1 protein-coding gene is annotated in these 1,571 nt (G+C 48.1%); it reads left to right on the top strand.

What is annotated here, in order from left to right:
- Positions 1 to 52 precede the first annotated feature (52 nt).
- Positions 53 to 1,555 (top strand): IS66 family transposase, encoded by a 1,503-nt coding sequence (gene tnpC, locus QUA34_RS29995; protein ID WP_333391151.1) that lies wholly within the window; start codon positions 53 to 55, stop codon positions 1,553 to 1,555.
- The last annotated feature ends 16 nt before the right edge of the window (positions 1,556 to 1,571 follow it).

The following is a 1,571-nucleotide window of genomic DNA, read 5'->3' as shown; positions in this document are numbered from 1 at the left end:
TAGAAGTTCACGGGGGTAGCAAAAACCCAAAAAATCTGATAAGGTGAGGCACATGGAGAAGACAGTGCCGGAATTAATGGCGGCAATCAGCCCAGCAGAGTGGGCGCAAGTGCCAGATAGCGTGCTCGAACTAATTTACGAATTAGTGCGTAGGATGGATCGGGTTGAACAGGAAATAGCGGAACTGAGAACAGAAAACGAGCTTCTCAAAGAGCAATTAGCCAGAACTTCGGCAAATTCATCACAACCACCATCGAAGAATCCTCAAGGATTTAAGCCCAATCGAAAGGAACCCACCGGCAAGAAGCGGGGTGGGCAACTAGGACATTCGGGACACGAACGGAAGCTATACCCGACCCAAATGTGTCAAGAAGTAATCAACCATTACCCGCAGCAATGTAGTGGATGTGGAGGCATCCTAGGGATTGAAAATAGTGGTCAAGCCTACCGACATCAAGTAGTGGAAGTCCCACCAGTACAGCGGCTCGTCATCGAACATCAGTTTCATCCAATTACCTGTACTTGTTGTGGGAAAGAAAATCAAGCCCCAGAAATGACCGAAATAATTGGGCTGGGTGGATATGGTCCAAGAACAGCAGCCTATGTAGGTCTATTCAGTAGTGAGTACCGACAATCCTACCGCCAAATACGTGCGCTGATGCAGGCGGTGTTTGGGATTGAAATGTCCGTCGGCACTATCAATCGTCTACGGACAGAAGTGAGTGAGGCAGTTAGCGATGCGGTCACAGAAGCCCAACATTACATCCAGCAGCAACCGACTGTGGGAGTAGATGAGACTGGATTTCAGCAGCGGAATGGAGATGGTCACAATGCCACCAAGACCAGTGGTTGGCTGTGGGTGGCAGTAACGCCATTGATCCAGAGCTTTCAGGTAATTTTAAGTAGAGCTAGTAGTGCTGCTCAAACGGTTTTGGGCGAAACTTTTAGTGGCTCGATCACCAGTGATCGTTGCCCTGCCTATAACTGGGTGGATGTCCATCGCAGGCAACTGTGCTGGGCGCACCTCAAACGAGATTTTATTCAAATATCCGAACGAGTTGGAGCTTCTGCCCAAATAGGCAAATCCTTGCTGGAGCAGGAAAAAGAGCTTTTCAATCTCTGGCATAAATTTAGAAATGACCAACTCACTCGTTCTGAGTTGAAAGAAAGGGTTGAACCTATTAAGACTAAAGTTTTGAGCATCTTGCTAGAAGCTTCGCAGTTAGACATCGACGAGAGGGAAAAAACCCCACTGGCAAAAACTGTGCGGACTTGCCGTAATTTACTAAAGTTGGAAGTGGCTCTGTGGTTATTTATCTCCTCAGATGGTGTAGAGCCGACCAATAATGCCGCTGAGAGAGCCATTCGCCCTGCTGTGATTTGGCGACGGACTAGCTTTGGTTCAGATTCAGCAGCAGGAAGTCTGTTTGTTGCCCGTTTACTCACCGTCGTGTCTTCTCTCAAGCTGCAAGACCGGAATATTCTTGAGTTCCTGACTGAATCTGTCTTGAGTACTCGTTCTTGTCGGATTCCTCCTTCTCTTCTGCCACGCTAACCCCGTGAACTTCTAC

The sequence above is a fragment of the Microcoleus sp. POL10_C6 genome (assembly GCF_036701585.1).
In the GTDB taxonomy this organism is placed as follows: Bacteria; Cyanobacteriota; Cyanobacteriia; order Cyanobacteriales; family Microcoleaceae; genus Microcoleus.
Note: the sequence above shows the minus strand (reverse complement) of the source record. Positions and strands in the feature narration are given on the sequence as shown.

What these genes read in the sequence shown, in the direction of transcription:
- tnpC (WP_333391151.1), top strand. Translation starts at nt 53, where the DNA reads ATGGAGAAGACAGTGCCGGAATTAATGGCGGCAATCAGCCCAGCAGAG.